General features: G+C 66.6%; 16 protein-coding genes. 4 read left to right on the top strand and 12 right to left on the bottom strand.

All coding sequences use genetic code 11. From position 1 onward, the window contains the following. Positions 1 to 2: 2 nt before the first annotated feature. Positions 3 to 389: a hypothetical protein gene (locus FKQ52_RS10050; RefSeq protein WP_240811616.1), complete on the top strand. Its 387-nt coding sequence runs from the start codon at positions 3 to 5 to the stop codon at positions 387 to 389. Between the two features lie 4 nt (positions 390 to 393). Here the strand turns inward: FKQ52_RS10050 and FKQ52_RS10045 are convergent, their stop codons facing one another. From FKQ52_RS10045 to FKQ52_RS10035, 3 genes are all read right to left on the bottom strand, one after another. After that, positions 394 to 1,491, bottom strand: coding sequence for a flavodoxin family protein (locus FKQ52_RS10045; RefSeq protein ID WP_141627057.1), 1,098 nt, complete (start codon positions 1,489 to 1,491; stop codon positions 394 to 396). Positions 1,492 to 1,494: 3 nt separating this feature from the next. Then, a complete protein-coding gene (locus FKQ52_RS10040) occupies positions 1,495 to 2,388 on the bottom strand; it encodes an SDR family oxidoreductase (RefSeq protein WP_141627056.1) in 894 nt (297 codons plus the stop codon). A 61-nt stretch (positions 2,389 to 2,449) separates the two neighbouring features. After that, the gene (locus FKQ52_RS10035) at positions 2,450 to 2,713 is read right to left on the bottom strand and encodes a SemiSWEET family sugar transporter (RefSeq protein WP_141627055.1); all 264 of its coding nucleotides are present in this window, start codon (positions 2,711 to 2,713) and stop codon (positions 2,450 to 2,452) included. A 98-nt stretch (positions 2,714 to 2,811) separates the two neighbouring features. Between FKQ52_RS10035 and ligD the strand changes: the two genes are divergently transcribed. Further along, a complete protein-coding gene (gene ligD / locus FKQ52_RS10030; protein ID WP_141627054.1) occupies positions 2,812 to 5,397 on the top strand; it encodes a DNA ligase D in 2,586 nt (861 codons plus the stop codon). Between the two features lie 3 nt (positions 5,398 to 5,400). Here ligD and FKQ52_RS10025 read toward each other — a convergent pair whose 3' ends face one another. From FKQ52_RS10025 to FKQ52_RS10005, 5 genes are all read right to left on the bottom strand, one after another. Next, complete coding sequence (locus tag FKQ52_RS10025) at positions 5,401 to 6,291, bottom strand: Ku protein (RefSeq protein ID WP_141627053.1); 891 nt, start codon at positions 6,289 to 6,291, stop codon at positions 5,401 to 5,403. Between the two features lie 180 nt (positions 6,292 to 6,471). Beyond that, on the bottom strand, positions 6,472 to 7,074 hold the full coding sequence (locus tag FKQ52_RS10020; RefSeq protein ID WP_141627052.1) for a DUF4142 domain-containing protein: 603 nt from the start codon (positions 7,072 to 7,074) through the stop codon (positions 6,472 to 6,474). A gap of 96 nt (positions 7,075 to 7,170) precedes the next feature. Then, a complete protein-coding gene (locus FKQ52_RS10015) occupies positions 7,171 to 9,318 on the bottom strand; it encodes an amylo-alpha-1,6-glucosidase (RefSeq protein WP_141627051.1) in 2,148 nt (715 codons plus the stop codon). Between the two features lie 65 nt (positions 9,319 to 9,383). Further along, positions 9,384 to 10,499 carry a glycosyltransferase family 4 protein gene (locus FKQ52_RS10010; RefSeq protein ID WP_141627050.1) on the bottom strand — a complete coding sequence of 372 codons (1,116 nt, stop codon included), beginning with the start codon at positions 10,497 to 10,499 and terminating at the stop codon, positions 9,384 to 9,386. 203 nt (positions 10,500 to 10,702) lie between these two features. Then, positions 10,703 to 11,206: a sensor histidine kinase gene (locus FKQ52_RS10005; protein WP_168196827.1), complete on the bottom strand. Its 504-nt coding sequence runs from the start codon at positions 11,204 to 11,206 to the stop codon at positions 10,703 to 10,705. 228 nt (positions 11,207 to 11,434) lie between these two features. Between FKQ52_RS10005 and FKQ52_RS10000 the strand changes: the two genes are divergently transcribed. Beyond that, positions 11,435 to 11,890: a response regulator gene (locus FKQ52_RS10000; protein ID WP_168196826.1), complete on the top strand. Its 456-nt coding sequence runs from the start codon at positions 11,435 to 11,437 to the stop codon at positions 11,888 to 11,890. A 203-nt stretch (positions 11,891 to 12,093) separates the two neighbouring features. Here the strand turns inward: FKQ52_RS10000 and FKQ52_RS09995 are convergent, their stop codons facing one another. From FKQ52_RS09995 to FKQ52_RS09985, 3 genes are all read right to left on the bottom strand, one after another. Continuing rightward, on the bottom strand, positions 12,094 to 13,461 hold the full coding sequence (locus FKQ52_RS09995) for a hypothetical protein (RefSeq protein ID WP_141627047.1): 1,368 nt from the start codon (positions 13,459 to 13,461) through the stop codon (positions 12,094 to 12,096). Between the two features lie 63 nt (positions 13,462 to 13,524). Further along, the gene (locus FKQ52_RS09990; RefSeq protein ID WP_141627046.1) at positions 13,525 to 13,872 is read right to left on the bottom strand and encodes a hypothetical protein; all 348 of its coding nucleotides are present in this window, start codon (positions 13,870 to 13,872) and stop codon (positions 13,525 to 13,527) included. 41 nt (positions 13,873 to 13,913) lie between these two features. Then, positions 13,914 to 14,453, bottom strand: coding sequence for a GNAT family N-acetyltransferase (locus tag FKQ52_RS09985; RefSeq protein WP_240811615.1), 540 nt, complete (start codon positions 14,451 to 14,453; stop codon positions 13,914 to 13,916). Positions 14,454 to 14,537: 84 nt separating this feature from the next. Between FKQ52_RS09985 and FKQ52_RS09980 the strand changes: the two genes are divergently transcribed. Next, complete coding sequence (locus tag FKQ52_RS09980) at positions 14,538 to 14,984, top strand: DUF1036 domain-containing protein (protein WP_141627044.1); 447 nt, start codon at positions 14,538 to 14,540, stop codon at positions 14,982 to 14,984. Positions 14,985 to 15,015: 31 nt separating this feature from the next. Here FKQ52_RS09980 and FKQ52_RS09975 read toward each other — a convergent pair whose 3' ends face one another. After that, complete coding sequence (locus tag FKQ52_RS09975) at positions 15,016 to 17,202, bottom strand: S9 family peptidase (RefSeq protein WP_141627043.1); 2,187 nt, start codon at positions 17,200 to 17,202, stop codon at positions 15,016 to 15,018. Positions 17,203 to 17,378 lie beyond the last annotated feature (176 nt).

Here is a 17,378-nt window from a genome sequence, read left to right as displayed (position 1 = left end):
TCATGGCCCGACCTCAAAAAGCCAAGGCTGCCGTCGAAACCCGTCCTGTTCTGCAATGGACCATGGCGGCCATTGGCGGTGTCGTGACCCTCGCCGTCATCGGCGTCGTCGTGTGGGAAGCCCTGCAGCCGTCGGCCCCACCTGTTCTGCGTGCGCGGATTGCGACGGTAACGCCCTCTGCGGGCGGCTATCTGGCGGAAATCGAGGTGTCCAACAGCGGTCGCGACACGGCGGCGGCCGTGAATGTGGTCGGAACGGTGGAGGGCGCCTCGCCCTCCACCGTGACGCTGGACTATGTGCCGGCGCGGGGACACGCCAAGGCTTGGCTGCACTTTGACCGCGACCCCGCAGGCGCTTCCCTTGCTGTTGTGGGGTGGTCCGAGCCGTGAGCCTCTACTTCTGGCGTGGGCTCTCAAGACCCTCGTAAGTCGTCACCAGTTTCCCGCCCCGACGCGCCTTCAGCGCTCTCGCCAGTTGTTCGGCGGCGATCCTCACCTCGGCCCGCATGTCCGTGTCGCGATCCAGCGCCTCATGACTGGTGGCGTAGGGTTCCCAGTAGCCGATGTAGCGGTCGATCTCCGCGTCCGGCCCGGCGGGCGTGAACTTCATGAACTTCAGCCAGTCCGATACCGACCGCCGGACGTTCTCGGCGCCTTCGACATCGCCGTGCACGACGACAGAGAACACCCGACCCTGCAGATGGCGGGGATAGGCCCAGCCCTTCAATTCCTCGGTCTTGGCCAGCCCGGCGTCCTTGCCCTGCGTGAGGGTCGGATCCGGGTTTCCGCCGTCGGCGCAGACCAGCCGGTCCATCATCAGCTTCATCGGGCTGGACACCTGATACCAGTTCACCGGCGTGACGATGAAGACGCCGTGCGCCTCGACCCACATCGGGTAGATGTCGTTCATCCAGTCGTGGACCTGCCCCAGCGAATAGTTGGGGTAGCAACTGCATGGCCAGTGACAGAGCGCCGCCGCAGTCGAGAAGCAGGCCTTGCAGGGGTGGATGTCGCGCCCGTATTCGCTGGCAAGCCGCGACAGATCCAGCACCTTGGTTTCGACCCCCGCCTTCTCAAGGACCTGCTGCGCCGACGAAACCAGCCGGAAGCTTTTGGACATCTCGCCGGGGCAGGTGTGTTCCGAGCGCGATGACCCGTTGACCAGCAGCACTCGCAACGGACCCTTCTCATCCTCGAACCGCGCTTGCGCTTCATCGATCATGGCCCTGGCGTTGATCCAGTCTTCGGACAGGTCGTAGTCCGGATCGGCATAGCCCTTGCCCGCCTTGCGGGTCACCGGTGACTTGCGACCGTCGCAATAGGCCTCCCACGCGATGGAGGCGACCTTGTCCAGCGCCTCCTGCATCGGAGCGAAGGCAGGGTCCCGAAACTGGCTAAGGTAGCGCTCGGTGAAGTCGGCTTCCGTCAGCTTCGGGGATGGCATGCCCTTGCGCGGGTCGGGCGCAGCGCCCGTGGCTTTCGACTTCGCCATGTGTCAGGCGATCCCGGCGCCGCCGGTGACGCCATAGACCTCGCCGGTGGTGAAGCTGGCGGCGGAGGAGGCGAGCAGGACATAGACCGGCGAAATCTCGACCGGCTGTCCCGGGCGACCGAAGGCGCTGTGCTCGCCGAACCACTTCACCGCCTCCATCGGCTGTCCGCCGGAGGGCTGAAGGACGGTCCAGAACGGCCCGGGCGCGACCGCATTCGCGCGGACGCCCTTTTCGATCAGCTGTTTCGCCAGCGCCTTGGTGTAGGCGACGATTCCGGCCTTGGTGGTGGCGTAGTCCAGCAGGATGGCTGACGGCTCATAGGCCTGTATCGAGGCGGTGGTGATGACCGCCGCGCCCGGCTTCAGATGCGGGGTCGCCGACTGCGCGATCCAGTGCAGCGCATAGAGGTTGGTCTTCATGGTCCGGTCGAAGTCCCCGGTCGTGACCTCTTCCACGCTGTCCCGATACTGCTGGCTGGCGGCGTTGACGACGAGAATATCGAGACCGCCGAACGTCGAGACGGTCCGCTCGACCAGTTCGCGACACCAGTCCTCATCGGTGATGTCGCCGGGCAGGGCCAGCGCCTTGCGGCCTGCCTTCTCGATCAGGGCGATCACTTCCGTAGCATCGGCTTCCTCGGACGGCAGGTATGAAATGGCCACATCGGCGCCTTCACGCGCATAGGCGATGGCCACGGCGCGGCCTATCCCGGAGTCGCCCCCGGTGATCAGGGCGCGCCGCCCTTTCAGCTTGGCGGAACCGACATAGCTCTCTTCGCCGTGATCCGGCCGGGGCTCCATCCTGCGGACCAGACCAGGCGCCGATTGGGGCTGCTCGGGGAACGGCGGCTTCGGATACTGGTCTCGGGGGTCCTGAAGGACGGGGGTGTCAGTCATCTCGGGCGCTCATCGGGTGGGGACGGGCGGTGACAACCGGAGCCATCCGCAGATGTTCCGTTCAGCGGAAACGCCATTTCATCGCCAGCACCAGACTGGCCATGACGAGGGCGCAACCATTGGCGACGATCAGCGGCCAGGCCTTGATCAGCAGGCCATAGACCACCCACAGCACGAAGCAGCTGACGGTCAGTGAATAGGTCTTTAGCGAGACGGCGGAGGCGTCCTTCTCGCGCCAGATCTTGATTGCTTGCGGGGCGAAACTGGTGATCGAGCACAGAGCGGCAAGCGTACCGATGATGTTGGCGACGAGGGTGGCGGACATGCGCTTCAAACCGCGGGCCCGCCGCTCCGTTCCAGCAGGCTCTGATCCAACCGCCTCCGCCCGCGTTGAGTCCGCCTTGACCCTTGAGGAAGACCCGGATGCGCGGAGAGCTGGAGACCTATCGAAAGAAGCGCCGGTTCGAGGCGACGCCGGAGCCGAAGGGCCTGAAGGGACGCAAGGGCAGGGGCGCTCCGCTACGCTATCTGATCCAAAGACATGCGGCGACCCGGCTGCACTATGACTTCCGCATTGAGTTCGACGGCGTCCTGAAATCCTGGGCAGTGACCAAGGCCCCGTCGCGCGATCCGGCGGTCAAACGATTGGCGGTCGAGGTCGAGGATCATCCGCTGGATTACGGCGACTTCGAAGGGACCATCCCGTCGGGTAACTACGGCGCCGGGACCGTTCAGATGTGGGACGCCGGGACCTGGAGCCCGCAGGCGCCGGAAACGCTGGAAGCGGACTTCGCCAAGGGCTCGCTGAAGATGTGGCTGGACGGCGAGCGGCTGAAGGGCGGCTGGGCGCTGGTGCGGCTGAAATCCGATCGCGGCAAGCCGTCGAAGCGGAACAACTGGCTGCTGATCAAGGAGAAGGATGAGCAGGCCGTCCCCGGCGAGGGCGATGCGAACATGGAGATCGACGCCTCCGTCACCACGGGCCGCAGCCTCGCCGAGATCGCTGACGGGGCGAAACAGTGGACATCGTCGAAGCCGGTCGCGCGCAAGGGTCCGGCCAAGCCCAAGGCGCGGGCGGCCGTGACCGCGAAGGCGAGGAAGCCTCACGCCTTCGTGCCGCTGCAGATGTGCAAACCGGTCGACTATCCGCCGGGCGGGCCAGGTTGGGTGCACGAGATCAAGTTCGACGGCTACCGCATGCAGGTCGCTACAGGTGGCGCCCGGGCGACCGTCCGGACCCGCAAGGGGCTGGACTGGTCCGCGAAATTCCCGGAGCTGGCCGAGGACGCCGCGCGCTGGCCGGACGCCGTGATCGATGGGGAGCTGTGCGCGTTGGACAGCGATCACCGACCGGACTTTTCGGCCCTGCAAACGGCCATCTCGGACGAAAAGACCGCTTCACTGGTCTACTTCGCTTTCGACCTGCTGTTCGAGGGGCCGGAGGATTTGCGCGACCTGCCGCTGTCGCACCGCAAGGCGCGGCTGCAGGCCTGGATCGACCGCATCCCGAAGGCCGCGCGCCAACGCATCCGCTATGTCGATCACTTCGGCTCGACCGGTCAGGCGGTCTTGCAGAGCGCCTGTCGAATGGATCTGGAAGGCGTCATTTCCAAGAAACTGGACGCCTCCTACCGGGAGGGTCGGTCGTCGAGCTGGGTGAAGTCCAAATGCCGGGGCGGAGATGAGGTGGTGATCGGCGGCTGGACCGCCGAGGGAAACCGCTTCCGCTCCCTGATCGTGGGGGTGCGGGAGCGGAACGGCCTGCGTCATCTGGGCCGGGTCGGGACCGGCTATTCCGCCGCCGTTCTGAAGACGCTGGAGCCGGCGCTGAAGGCGGTCGCCGCCGACGAGAGTCCCTTCATCGGCAAGGAGGCCCCCAAACGCCGCGCCGGGCCGCATACCGTCCACTGGGTCAAGCCGGTGCTGGTCGCCGAGATCGAGCACGGCGGCTACACCGACAGCGGCACGCTGCGGCAGGCGGCGTTCAAGGGCTTGCGACAGGACAAGCCCGCCGCCGAGGTGACGGAGCAACCCCAAGCTCCCGCGAAACCGAAGGCGAGCGAGAAGAAGGCCTCTATACGCGTGCCGGGCGCGGCGACGACGAAAGGCCGGTTGGTGGTCGACGGCGTGACGATCTCCAGCCCCGACAAGGTGCTGTGGCCCTCCTTCGACGGGCGCCCGGCGATCACCAAGGCCGATCTGGCCCGCTACTATGAGAGCGCCGCCGACCGCATCCTGCCTTACGTGGCCGACCGCCCGGTCTCCATCGTCCGCGCACCGGACGGTATCGAGGGGCAAAGGTTCTTCCAGCGCCACGCCATGCCCGGTTCAAATCCGCGGCTGAAACTGATCGACGTGAAAGAGCGCAAGCCCTACGTCGGCGTGGAGGACGTCGGTGGTCTGGTCGCTATCGGTCAGGCCGGTGGTCTGGAGCTGCATCCCTGGGGCTGTCGCCCGGGCGATCCGGATACGCCCGAACAGGTCACCTTCGACCTCGATCCGGACGAGGGCCTCGACTTTGACGACGTCATCGCCGGCGCGAAGGTGGTGAAGGCGAAGCTGGAGACCCTCGGCCTTACGCCCTTTGTGAAGACGACCGGCGGCAAGGGACTGCATGTCGTGGTCCCCATCCGTTCGGACGGGCGCAGCCGGGTGGAGTGGGACCAGTGCAAGGCCTTCGCCAAAGCCGTCTCGGAGGATACCCGCCGGGATGATCCCGACCGTTTCACGACAACCCTCGCCAAGAAGGCACGGGGCGGGAAGATCTTCATCGACTATCTGCGCAACGGGCGGATGGCGACGGCTGTCGCGCCCTGGTCTCCGCGCGCACGGCCAGGCGCCGGTATCGCCTTTCCCCTGTCCTGGGGGCAGGTTCGAAAGGGACTCGATCCGCGCGTCTTCACCCTGCACGACGCGGCGGCCCTGCTCAAGAAGCCGGACCCGTGGACGGACTTCCGCAAGGCCGAGGCTTCCCTGCGACCCCTGTTGAAAACGCTCGGCGTGGACTGAGCCTCAGGCGGCCTTTTTGCGAGAGGCCGGCTTCTTCGCGGGGGGCTTCTTCGTGGCCGCCTTGGCGGCGGGCTTCTTCGCTGAAGCCTTCGTCGGGGTCTTGTTCTTCGCGGACGTGGCAGAGCCCTTCAGGCTGTTCCTGAGAGCCGCCATCAGGTCGATGACATTGGTGTCCTCGGGCTCGGGCGCCTCGACCAGACGCTTGCCGCCCTTGGTCTTGGACTTGATCAGGGCCTTCAGGGCGTCGTCGTATCGGTCCTTGAAGGTGGTCGGGTCGAAGTCCGCCTCCTTCTGACTGATAATGCGTGTGGCGATCTCGACCATGTCGGTGTCCGCCTCCACCTTTGGAATGTCGTCGAAATAGTCTCCGGCGTCGCGCACCTCGTCATGGGCGCGCAGTGTCCAGGCGACGAGCCCCTTGTCGCGGACTTCCAGCGCCAGCTGTCGTTCCTTGCCGCGCAGAACCAGGGAGCCCAGCGCCACCTTGCCCTGCTTCTTCATCGCGTCGCGTATGACCACGAAGGCTTCGATCCCGGCGCCCTTCTCAGGCATTACGAAATAGGGATCGGCCCAATATAGGCGGTCGATATCGGCTTCGTCCACGAACTTGTCGATGGAGATGGCCTTGGTGCTCTCCAGCTTCACCTTTTCGAAATCGGCGTCGTCGAACAGGACATACTCGTCCTTAGACACCTCATAGCCCTTCACCAGATCGGCGCGTTCGACAGGACCGGCGTCCGGGTCGGTCGGGACCATGCGGATGCGGTTGTTGGTCTCGGGATTGATCAAATGGAAGCGCACGTCGTTCGCACTGGTCGTGGCGGTGTAGAGCGCCACGGGGCAGCTGACGAGCGACAGCTTCAGATGTCCTTGCCAAGTGGGGCGGGCGACCATGGCTCTGCTCCGTCGATTGTCGAGACCCTAACGTCGGCCGCCCGGAGGCGTTGCAGGACGCAAGAATCGAAACCCCGGTTCGAGGGGCATGCGAACCGGGGTTCCTTTTAAGAGTGAGCCTTGTTCTGCTCGTCCGACCAACCGGCGGGATCGGCTTGGGTTCCGACCGCCGGTCGCTGATCAGCGGGCGGCGTCGGCGTCAGCCTCGTCCAGCTGGTCGACCATGCCCTGATGGCCCTTGACGACCGGCAGGGTCTCCGCCGCCCACGCCTTCAGAGCGTCGTTGTCGCCCATCCGGCCATAGTTCTCGAGCAGCATGGCCGTTTCGTTGTGGGCGGCCTCCTGTTGCTGGAGGTAGACACGGTCAAAGTCCTGATCGCTGGCGCCGCGAAGGTTGTCGATCAGGCCCTGATGGCGTTGATCCAGCGCCGTGGGGACGGTCAGGTTCGCCGCCGCCGCGATGGGTTTGAGCGCGTCTCCGGCCTTGGTGTGGTCAGCCACCATTTTCTCGCCGAGCGCCTTGATGCGGGGATTGGTCGATCGCTGCGCCGCGATGCGGCCGGCCTCGACCTCATACATGCCGCCGATGGCGGCGTTGCTCACGAAGGACGCGGACGTCATGGCGCCCATTGACCCGGCGACGCTTCCGACGACGCCGGCGGTCGTGTCCTGGGCGGCGTTCACCGCCTGGTTTTGCTGGTCAGACGCGCCGCCGCTTTCCTGCTGGCAGGCGGTGACAGTCAGCGCGAGGGCGCCGACGGAAAGGATGAGTATGCGTTTCATGGAAACCTCCCTTGTGGACCTTCGCAATCGGTGGGGAGGCGAGGGGTTCCGTTTCCGGAGGTGATACCGCAGGGCGCTGACAGTGATGCGCAGACGTCAGCCGAGCGTCCGCACCTTCAGGCCGCCGTCGCGGCGGTGGGGCATGACGACAGTGCGGGTTCCCATCAGCTGGAAGGCGAGGTCGACGCGCCCGTCGCCCACCTGAAGACCTGTCACGTTCAGCCGATCAATGCCCGCGGGCAGGACGGGATCCTCAATTTCGACGACCCCCTCGACCGCATCGATGTTCACTCCAAGCGCGGACTGCAGCATCAGGAAGACCGATCCCGCGGCCCAGGCCTGCGGCAGGCAGGCCACCGGATAGGCGATGGGCGGCTCCCCGGTCATGCGCTCGAAGCCACAGAAAAGCTCCGGCAATCGCATCCGGAAATGGCTGGCCGCGGCGTAGATTTCGTTCAACAGCAGGGCGACAGCGCGACGTTCGCCATATCGCGCCATGCCCGCCGCCGCCATGGCGGTGTCGTGAGGCCAGACCGAGCCGTCGTGATAGCTCATGGGGTTGAACCGGGCCTGGCCGGTCGCCAGCGTCCGCACGCCCCAGCCCGAGCGGAACTCCGCCGACAGCATCCGCTTCGTCACCTTCAGCGCCCGCTCGCGCGACGGCAGGCCGGTGAACATCAGGTGGCCGGCGTTGGAGCCGATGGCGCGGCACTGTTCGCCGTCGCCGTCCAGCGCGATGGCGTAGAAGCCCTCGTCTTCCATCCAGAACCTGTCCTCGACCAGCGCGCGGGTCGCCTCGGCGCGTGCCGCCCATTCCGCCTGACCGTCATCCCCCAGCAGGCCCGCCAGATCGGCCATCGCCCGCCAGGCGGCGAAGGCGTAGCCCTGAACCTCCAGCAGGGCGATCGGGCCCTTGGGGAAGCGACCGTCGGCGTGGAAGATGGAGTCCTCGGAGTCCTTCCAGCCCTGATTGGACAAACCGCTATCGGCGCCGCGCTGGTAGCTGATCAGCCCGTCTTTCCGGATGTCGCCGTAGTCGGTCATCCAGCGCGTGGCCGCCAGCAGATTGGGCCACAGTTCGCGGATCAGCCTGAAGTCGCCGGTGCGCCGGGCGTAGGCGCCCGCCAGCGCCACGAACAGGCAGGTGGTGTCGACGCCGCCGTAGTACAGGCCGAACGGCACCTCGCCGAGCGCGCTCATCTCGCCGCCGCGGGTCTCGTGCATGATCTTCCCGGGCGCGCTGTCCTGGAATGCCGAGACCTCGGTCGCCTGCCGGCTGGCCAGGTAGGTCAGAACGCCCCGAGCCAGTGACGGATCGAGCCACAGCATCTGCCAGGCGGTGATGATTCCGTCCCGCCCGAACGGAGTCGAGAACCAGGGCACGCCCGCATAGGGGTAGGGACCAGTCGGAAGGTCGGTGGTCAGAAGGGCCACATCGGCGCGGCTTTGGTCCAGCCAGTCGTTGAAGCGCGGGCTGCGCGGTCCGCGCAGCGAGGCGCCCCGGCGACGCCGGCGACGCATGGACAGGCGCGCCTCGATGGCGTTCAGGCGGAAGCGTGTCTCGTCCGGCTGTTCACAGCGGTCGGGCCCGCACTCGATATAGAGATCAATCCGCTTGCCCTTCGGCAGGCTGAACATGAAGTCGGCCTTCGATCCCGTCAGCCGGGCCGGCGGCTCGGAGAAGGCCAGACAGGCGTTGCGCCGGACGTTGTCCAGACCGGTGTAGCTGAAGCTGACCCGACGCCCGTCGGTGGTGGGCGGCGCGATGGTCCCGTGTTTCAGGCGGGATGTGCCGCGCACCTGGAAGATGTCGGCGAAGTCGGCGGCGAAGTCGAACGACAGCGGCAACAGCACGTCCTCGACGCCGTGGTTCACCAGTCGCACACGCTCGAACAGTCGGCGATCACGGATGAACCGCCGCCGCTCGATGTGCAGCACGCCCGCCGGGGCCGAGCGCCCGCCCATCGGGGGAAGGGGGCGGTTGGTGGTGTGGCAGATGAAGAAGACGTTGTCCTGACTGACGCCTGAGCTCAGGCGCGACGGTCGGGTCCCGCCCACGGTCATGACGAAGCGGGACAGCAGGCGGGTGTCATGGTCGAAAAGACCATCGGCCCCGCCCTTCAGGTCGCCCCAGTGATCCGCGACACAAAAGGTGTCGGCGTCCTTCAGCGCCATCAACTGCTCGAGGCCGTCTACCTCGCCGCCGTCAGCGGCTGTGGTCTGCACCGAATAGGCGTCGTCCATGAGGGCTCCCTTCGATGCCGGTCAGGCTGTCTCGCAAATGCGAACGCTTGATGGCGGAAGCGGGTTCAGGCGATGGCCGCGAAACTGCGATCTTCCTCGAGCGGCCGCAAAGGCGTGACCACCTCCGCCAACGGCGCCTCGGCGAATGGACGGCGGGCCAGCAGATCGCCATAGACGTCCAGATAGCGACGGGCCATCGCCGTGGCCGAGAAACGCAGTTCGAACCGGGCGCGGATGGCCTCGCGGTCCAGCAGGTGAGCGCGGCTCGCGGCGGCGACGGCCTGTTCCATAGTCTCGACGAGGAAACCGGTCTGGCCGTCCTCGATCACTTCCGGTGTCGAGCCACAGCGGAAGGCGATGACGGGTGTGCCGCAGGCCATGGCTTCGATCATCACCAGGCCGAAGGGCTCGGGCCAGTCGATGGGGAACAGCAGAGCCTCGGCGCCGCCCAGGAAGGCGGGCTTCTGATGGTCGCCGATCTCGCCGATGAACTCGACCAGCGCGTTGCCATCGACCATGGGCTTGATGACCGTCTCCCAGTAGGCCTTGTCCGCCGCATCGACCTTGGCAGCCATCTTCAGGGGCTTGCCCAGCTTGGTGGCGATCTCGATGGCGCGGTCGGGGCGCTTCTCGGGAGATATGCGACCGAGGAAGGCGAGGTAGCCTTCCGACTTCGGACTGAAAGTGTAGAGATCCGACGGCATACCGTGATGCACCGTCGCCTTCCAGTTGGCGAAGGGCAGCGGGCGACGCTGATCGTCCGAGATCGACACCAGCCCGAACCGCGGCCAACGCTCATAAACGCCGGGCAGATCCTTCAGGTCCAGTCGGCCGTGCAGGGTGGTCAGGGTCTTGTCAGCGAACCGTTCGAAGAACGGGAAGTGGATCATGTCGGTGTGGAAGTGAATGACGTCGAAGTCATCGGCGCGCTTCAGCACCTCGGCCAGCATGGTCATGTGGGCGGCCAGATCGGATTTGAGCGGGGCGGGGTCCAGCCGGATCGCCTGATCACGCACGGGGATCAGCCGCGCCCGGGTCTCGGCTTCGGCCGAGGCGAACAGGGTGATGTCGTGGCCGAGATCCACCAAGGCGTCGGTCAGGTGCGCGACCACCCTTTCGGTGCCTCCATAAAGCCTGGGCGGAACGGCCTCATACAGAGGGGTGACCTGAGCGATCTTCATGGCGATATTCCCCGGAGCACGCGCCGGCGTGGCGTCCGGATCGGCAACCTTCTCGCAAGTGCGAAGTTCCGCGAGCGGCGTTATTTTCTATCTGGTCAGTAAGTTATGCGGCCGCAATGTCGGCTGACCGACGCTTTCGGGTGTCTGTCTCCGCATCTGAACCCGCCCTTGGTTGCGGCTTTGTTGTCCGCGGGCCTGTGGTGTCAGTGCGTTTGGCCGACTTCCAGCGGCAGGCGGATGCGGACGCCGACGCCGGCTTCGGGGGCGGTTTCGATGGTCATGGAGCCGCGGAGGTGGTCGACCAGTCCCTGCACCAGCGACAGGCCCTCGCCCGGCTCGATGGCGTCGGCTCCGATCCCGGAATCACGAACCACGAGGCTGACCCCGCCGACCGCGCGGGAGAAGGCGACGGCGATCGAACCGCGCCGGTCGCCGGGGAAGGCGTGGCGGCTGGCGTTCGAGATCAGCTCGTGGGTGATGATCGCCAGCGGCAGAAGATGGCTGTCGGGCAGAAGGGTCGCCTGACCGCGCACATCGATACGGATCGCGCGGCTCTCGCAGGATCGGCTCCAGAAGGCCGCGACGTCTTCCAGATAGCCGGCGAAGTCGAGCGGACCGTCGCCGGCCATGCGACGGCTGATCAGCTCCATGGCGGCGGTGACGTCGCTGAGCCATGTCAGGTGGCGAACGCTTTGGGGGTCGCTCACGCTTCGCAGGCGAATCCCCACGAGCGTCTGGAGCAGCTGATATCCGCCGAGCAAACGCTTCTGGAGCTCGACAATCCGGTCTTCCGCTGCCGCGGCCATCGTTCCCCCAAGGATTGAAAATGGCCGGAATTCTTACTCCACACAGAACCAAATAGCCAATGGGGCGTTGGCATGTCCGCTGGCGGACACAACAGTGTAAATGCGTCTGATTATTGTGGGGGAGATAGGGTGTCCGACCTGCCCGACCTTCGGGTCATGATCGTGGAAGACCAGGCCTTGCTGGCCATGGAATTGGAACTCGTCCTGGGCGAGTCCGGCTGCGACGTCGTGGGTTGCGCCATGGACAAGGCGGGGGGCTTCGCCATCGCCGAGCGTGAGCGGCCCGATCTGGCCCTGATCGACGTGAACCTGCTGGACGGCCTCACCGGTCCGCAGATCGCCCAGCGAATCGTGGGCGAGTACGGCACGGCCGTCGTCTTCCTGACCGCCAATCCGGAACAGATCCCCGAAGGCTTCGCCGGCGCCCTGGGGGCCGTGTCCAAGCCGTTCGATGAGCAGACCATCCGCGCCGTGGTGCAGTTCGCTCGTCAGTTCATCCTGCACCGCACGGTCGGCGTCCCGCCGCGCCGCTTCCGGCTGGCCCCCTGGCTGACTACGCCGCCGGAAGACATCGCGCCGCACTGACGGATGGACCGTGCGAGGCTGGTGGGGCTGGAGCCCGGCCAGTGATTGGTGGCTAGTGATTAGTGGTTCGATGCCGTGGGCGCCTGCGGTCAGATGGCGACCGCAGGTGACTGATCCAGCCACCCACTAATCACTAGCCACCAATCACCTTTCAGCCGCCGTCAGGGGAGACGCCACGGGTCCCCTGACGGCGTGTCTGCCTGCTACTGCACCTTCAGCCGCATGAAGATCATGCCGCCGTCGGGATCGCCGCCGTAGACCGGCTCCAGCGCGCCCGGCACCTGATTGACGGAGTACAGGGCGCCCAGGCCGAAGCGGACGTTTTCGGCCAGCCGCCAGTCGTGGACCGCGCCGACCGAGGCCTTGCCGACCACATGGAGGTCGCCGTGGCCGCCGCCGACGCCGGGAACCAGCTCGTCCGTCTCGATCCGCTCGACGCGGGCGAAGACGGTCCAGCGGTCGTCCGGGCTGACGGCGCTTTCCAGCAGCCAGCTGTCCTTGCTCTCGTCATGGTCGTTGGTCTTGCGACCCCAGGCGAGGGTGGAGGACCACCAGCCCGCGGCGCCGATCCGGCGCGTATGGATGGCGCTGACCGAGAGCTTGCGGTCGTTCTCGTCCGGCTCGAGCTGCTCCGGCCCGGTGACATCGGCATAGGAAGCCTGCAGGGACCAGTTCTCGGTCGGGTTCCAGGTCGCGCGGACGGCCCAGCTGTCGAACTCCGGCGGGTCAAAGTCGTAGCGGTTCTGATCCGGCTCGCGTCCGGTGAAGGACGACGCCTCCAGCTTCACCCGATCGTGGGCCCAGCCGAGGGTGGCGACGCCGAAGACGATGTGGGTCGAGTCCAGCCAGTGATGGGTGATCGGCGCCTCCGGACTGTCCATCGCGCTCATGCGGTGCATGAAGGCCGGAGGACCGAAGGCGGGTTCGCCCGGATAGCCGATGTAGGCGAAGACCGTGTCCTTGTCGGTCAGCGGCTTGGCGTAGCTGGCCGACAGCTCCATCACCAGCTCGTGCGGGTGCTGGCGATCAACCAGGGGGGTGACCCCGTCGGCGGTCTCGCCCGCCGCGAGCAGCAGGGGGAAGCCTTCCTTGCCCATGAAGGGGTCGGGGCTGAGCATGGCGCGCAGGTTCAGGGTGGAGCCGTCCGAGAAGTCGCGACGGGCCGAGGTCATGACCATGCCGCTGACGAAGGTCTTCTCATCGCCGCGCGGGCCGTTCTGCCAGTCATGGACGAGGTTGAGCTGGAGGTGGCTCATGAAGGTCCAGTCGCCCCACTGGCTGTGAAGACCTCCGTGCTGCGAGGCGTCGGGTTGCCATGCGGTGCCGGAGGCTTCGCGGGTCATCGGCCATGGGCCGAGGGCGCCGGTCATGGCGTGGGCGGCGTGATCCATCTGCGGCATGTCAGGACCGGAGTGGTCCATTCCGGACATGTCGTGACCGGCGTGGGGATCGGCGGCGGGCGGTTGCTGTTGCGGCGCGGGGGCCGGGTGGTGGTCGTGCTGCTGTGCGGCGGCCGGAAGCGCGAGCGCGAGCAGGGATGCGCCGGCGAGGGGCGCGAGGATGCGGGCCATCGGTTGGCTCCTTGAAGACGTGTCTGATCCAGCGCCGGAGGACCGGCGCGCGAGAAGGCGGAATCAGCCGCGTGGAGGGCCGTGCTCGGGCGCGGGGCCGTGGCCGCTGAGGCGGGCGACGGGCAGGGGGCGCGGGTCCAGTGCGTTGGCGACGGCGGTGGCGGCGACCGGCGCCGGGGCCGGTGCGGCCACGCACATGACGCAGCAGGCCATGACCTTCATCGCCTTGTCCGGGGTCTTGTCGGGAGCCCCGGTCGAAGCGTCCCCGTGATGCATCGGGCCGCTCATCGGCTGGGACGACATCTCGTGGCACGGGGGCGCCGAGGGCCCGGCCGCCGAAGCGGGCAGGGCGCCAAGCGTCAGCACCGCAAGGGCGCCGCACAGCATCAGCAGGGTCCGCAGAAGGGCCATGACCGCAGACCTAGTCGCTTCGGCCTTGCGTCGCAACGGCGTCAGAGCCGCAGGCCCGGGCTCTCCGGTGGGCGGCCGTCAGGGTTCAGGTCCAGCTGCATCAGCACCACGTCGATCCAGCGGTCGAATTTCCAGCCGGTTTCGCGCCAGACGCCGGCCTCACGGAAGCCGGTCGCCTTGTGCAGGCCGATGGAGCCCGCGTTGGCGCTGTCGCCGATGACCCCGATCAGGTGACGCAGGCCCATGGCGCGGGCGCGGGCGATCAGGGCCTCCATCAGGGCGCGGCCGATGCCCTGACCCCGGGCCTCCGGCGCCAGATAGACCGACAGCTCCACGCAGTACCGGTAGGCGGGGCGCAGGCGGAAGGGCGCGAGGTAGGCGTAGCCGACCACCTGACCGTCCACGACGGCGCTGAGCCAGGGCAGGTCCAGCGCCTGAACCGCCTGTCGGCGCGAAGCCATCTCGGCCACGTCCGGCGGATCGAGCTCAAAGGTGGCCGTGCCGTGCAGGACCTCGTCCACATAGATGGCCGTGATCGCGGGCAGGTCGTCGGCAAGGGTGTCGCGAATATCGAAAACCATCGGTCTCATTCGTCAGGCTTGATCAGTGACAAAACATCGTTCGGCTTGCTAGCGTTCGGGGGAAAATCGCGAGGGGAGCCTGTCATGAAGTCCATCCATCTGTTTCTGGCCGCCGCCGTCGCCCTGTCGGCGCCGGTCGCGGCGGACGCCCAGACCAAGCCCGGCGCCGGAGGGCGTCCGACCATTGACCTGAAGGTCTGCAACCGCAGCGGCCGGAACGCCACCGTGGCGGTCTCCTATGTCCAGCCCGGCGAGAGCCAGTTCATCAACCGCGGCTGGTACGATGTCGCCGACGGCGCCTGTCGCGATCTGGTCACCACCGACAACGCCAATTTCTACTTCTACGCCGACGCGACGGACGGGTCGGGCCGCTACTGGAAGGGCAACCACACCCTGTGCGTCGAATATCCCGGCCCCTACACCTTCTACTCGACCAGCGGAACGGAGTGCGCTTACGGTCAGGACACCCGCGACTTCACGGCTTTTCATGCGGAGGAGCCCGGGTCCTGGACCTGGACGCTCGATCCGTAGGACTCGGCCGCGGGGGGGGGGGGGGAGCCGGTCAGACCTGCTCCCAGCCCTTCTGTATTGACCAGATGGCGAAGGCGTAGACGACGGCGATGTCCTTCAGATAGTCGAACCGGCCCGACGAGCTGAAGTGGCCCGCGGTCATGTTGATCTTCAGCAGGACCGGCTTGCCCGAGGTGGTGGCCGGACGCAGCTTGGCGACCCACTTTTCCGGCTCCCAGTAGGTGACGCGCGGGTCCGACAGGCCGCCGGTGGCCAGAACGGCCGGATAGGCCTTGGGCTCCACCTGATCGTAGGGACTGTAGCTCATCATGTAGTCGTAGGCGGCCGGATCGGTGATCGGGTCGCCCCACTCGGGCCATTCGCCCGGCGTCAGCGGCAGGCTGACGTCCGACATGGTGTTGATAACATCCACGAAGGGCACGTCGCCGATAACGCCGGCCCAGAGGTCCGGGCGCATGTTGTTGATCGCGCCCATCAGCAGGCCGCCGGCGGAACCGCCGTGGGTGACGATGTGTCCGGCGCGGGCGTAGTTCTTCTCGATCAGGTGCTCGGCGGCGGCGATGAAGTCGGTGAAGGTGTTTTTCTTCGTCATCCGACGCGCGGCCAGGAACCAGCCCCAGCCCTTGTCCGACCCGCCCCGGATGTGGGCGATGGCGTAGATGAAGCCGCGATCCACCAGCGACAGGCGGTTGGTGTTGAAGCCGGCGCCCATCGGGATGCCGTAGGAGCCGTAGCCGTACAGCAGGACCGGGGCCGAGCCGTCTACCGGCGTCGACTTGCGGCGCAGGATGGTGACGGGGATCAGGGCGCCGTCGGAAGCCGGAGCGTTCAGCCGCTCGACCACATAGTCGTCAATGTTGTGGCCGGAGGGGACCTCCTGCGTCTTGCGCAGGGTCCGCTCGCGGGTCTCCATATTGTAGTCGAAGGTCTGGTTCGGCGTGGACGGCGAGTTGTAGCCGTACCGGGTCATCGGGCTGTCGTACTCGTAGGTGCCCTGAAGGCTGAGCACATAGGCGGGCTCATCGACGGCGATGGCGTGTTCCTCGCCCGCGCGGGTGCGGATGACGATGCGGGTGTTGGCGTCATGACGCTCGACCCGCGCCAGATGACCGGAATAGGGCACGATCGACTCGATCAGGCGGCCCTCGGTGAAAGGCACCAGATCGGTCCAGTTGGCGCGGCCCGGCGCGTCGGTCGGGGCGGTGACGATCTTGAAGTCCACGGCGCCGTCGGCGTCGGTACGGATGACCCAGCGGTCGCCCCAGTGGTCGGCGTCATAGCGCAGGGCCTCGCGGCGCGGTTCGATGACGGTCGGGGTCGCTTCCGGCTGGTCGGCGGGGACGAAGCGGTACTCGGTCTGCTCACCGTTGCCGGAGCTGATGAGTATGAATTGGTCATCGGAGCTGAGGTCCAGCCCCATATACATGCCGTCGTCCGGCTCTTCGTAGACGGTGGTGATTTCGCCGCCGCGAACGCGGCGCTTCAGGATCTTGTCCGAGCGGCCGTTGTCGTCGCGATTGATCCAGAAAATCCACTGGCCGTCGGCCGAGAAGGCGAAGCCGCCCATAGCGCTTTCGATGGTCTCGCCAAGGAAGGCGCCGGTAGCGATTTCCTTGACGTAGATGCGGTAAACCTCGGAGCCCTGCGCATCCTCGGCATAGGCGAAAAGCGCATGGTCACGGCTGTGCGCGGTCTCGCCGACCGAGGAATAGGCCTTGCCTTCGGCCAGTTGGTTGGCGTCCAGAAGGATGACCTCGCCGGTGGTTTGGCCCCTGGGGCGACGGCAGTAGAGCGGGTGCTGCTGGCCGGTCTCGAAGCGGGCGTAGTACTCCCACGGGCCGTCGGGCAGGGGGACGGAGCTGTCGTCCTCCTTGATGCGGCCCTTCATCTCCTCGAACAGCTCCTGCTGGAGCGGCTCGGTCGAGCGCATCATCGCCTCGCGATAGGCGTTCTCGGCGTTCAGGTGCTCCTTCACGTCGGCCTTGATGATCGACGGATCGCGCAGGACCTGCTGCCAGTTATCATCCTTCATCCACTGATAGTCGTCGGTCCGGGTGCGGCCGAGTTGTTCGATGGTGACGGGGATTTTCCTGGCGACAGGAGGGACAGGCGCGTTGGACATCGAGGCTCCGGCAGGGGATTTGGCGTTCGCCATGGCGGGGAGGGCGGACGCGGTCAGGGCGGCGGCGGACGTGGCGATAAGCTCGCGGCGATTCATGACGGCCTCTCTCCGTTGGACGGCGGACCTTGGGCGTGGTCGCGCGGAGGGTCAACGGCGTCTGTCCGTTGATGTCGTGCCTTCTCCCTTCCCCCTCGATGAGGGAAGGGTCGGGGATTGGGGGTGCGGGCCCGGTGTGACGGAGAGGCTCGCGGGAGGCTCCCAACCCTCCCCGT

Origin of the sequence: Brevundimonas sp. M20, from assembly GCF_006547065.1 — a bacterium.
GTDB lineage: Bacteria > Pseudomonadota > Alphaproteobacteria > Caulobacterales > Caulobacteraceae > Brevundimonas.
The sequence above is the reverse complement of the archived record's forward strand: the minus strand, read 5'-3'. Positions and strand labels throughout refer to the sequence as shown.

Bases quoted from the DNA above. Each gene is read 5' to 3' on its own strand.
- FKQ52_RS10050 (WP_240811616.1), top strand. From the start codon at position 3: ATGGCCCGACCTCAAAAAGCCAAGGCTGCCGTCGAAACCCGTCCTGTT.
- FKQ52_RS10045 (WP_141627057.1), bottom strand. From the start codon at position 1,491: ATGGCGAAGTCGAAAGCCACGGGCGCTGCGCCCGACCCGCGCAAGGGC.
- FKQ52_RS10040 (WP_141627056.1), bottom strand. From the start codon at position 2,388: ATGACTGACACCCCCGTCCTTCAGGACCCCCGAGACCAGTATCCGAAG.
- FKQ52_RS10035 (WP_141627055.1), bottom strand. From the start codon at position 2,713: ATGTCCGCCACCCTCGTCGCCAACATCATCGGTACGCTTGCCGCTCTG.
- ligD (WP_141627054.1), top strand. From the start codon at position 2,812: ATGCGCGGAGAGCTGGAGACCTATCGAAAGAAGCGCCGGTTCGAGGCG.
- FKQ52_RS10025 (WP_141627053.1), bottom strand. From the start codon at position 6,291: ATGGTCGCCCGCCCCACTTGGCAAGGACATCTGAAGCTGTCGCTCGTC.
- FKQ52_RS10020 (WP_141627052.1), bottom strand. From the start codon at position 7,074: ATGAAACGCATACTCATCCTTTCCGTCGGCGCCCTCGCGCTGACTGTC.
- FKQ52_RS10015 (WP_141627051.1), bottom strand. From the start codon at position 9,318: ATGGACGACGCCTATTCGGTGCAGACCACAGCCGCTGACGGCGGCGAG.
- FKQ52_RS10010 (WP_141627050.1), bottom strand. From the start codon at position 10,499: ATGAAGATCGCTCAGGTCACCCCTCTGTATGAGGCCGTTCCGCCCAGG.
- FKQ52_RS09995 (WP_141627047.1), bottom strand. From the start codon at position 13,461: ATGGCCCGCATCCTCGCGCCCCTCGCCGGCGCATCCCTGCTCGCGCTC.
- FKQ52_RS09990 (WP_141627046.1), bottom strand. From the start codon at position 13,872: ATGGCCCTTCTGCGGACCCTGCTGATGCTGTGCGGCGCCCTTGCGGTG.
- FKQ52_RS09985 (WP_240811615.1), bottom strand. From the start codon at position 14,453: ATGGTTTTCGATATTCGCGACACCCTTGCCGACGACCTGCCCGCGATC.
- FKQ52_RS09980 (WP_141627044.1), top strand. From the start codon at position 14,538: ATGAAGTCCATCCATCTGTTTCTGGCCGCCGCCGTCGCCCTGTCGGCG.
- FKQ52_RS09975 (WP_141627043.1), bottom strand. From the start codon at position 17,202: ATGAATCGCCGCGAGCTTATCGCCACGTCCGCCGCCGCCCTGACCGCG.